This window comes from Thermus sp. FJN-A (assembly GCF_054655095.1).
In genome coordinates, this window is record NZ_BAAHSC010000148.1 from 1 (window position 1) to 261 (window position 261).

The following is a 261-nucleotide window of genomic DNA, read 5'->3' on the forward strand; positions in this document are numbered from 1 at the left end:
GAGGAGGAGGGCGAGGGCCAGGAGGAAGGGCAGGGAGTGGGTGAGGGTGCGGTGGCCGAAGCGCCTTTCCAGGAAGGTGGAGAGGGGCCTCAGGAACTTGCCGGGGCCGGAGGTGGTGGTGTCCACATCCGGCATCACCGCCCCCCAGGCCAGGGCCAGGCCCTCCAGGAGGCCCACCTCCACCCCGAAGCCCCGCAGGAGGGAAGCGGTGAGGGCGGCCCCGGCCAGGTGGGTCGCGGCGGTCATGGCCCCCCCTTGCAA

1 protein-coding gene is annotated in these 261 nt (G+C 73.2%); it reads right to left on the reverse strand.

Features of this window, described 5'->3' with window-relative positions:
• A partial coding sequence (locus ACYQ0J_RS00760) for a metal-dependent hydrolase (protein WP_460170292.1) occupies positions 1-246 on the reverse strand: 246 nt, incomplete at its 3' end.
• Positions 247-261: the final 15 nt, after the last annotated feature.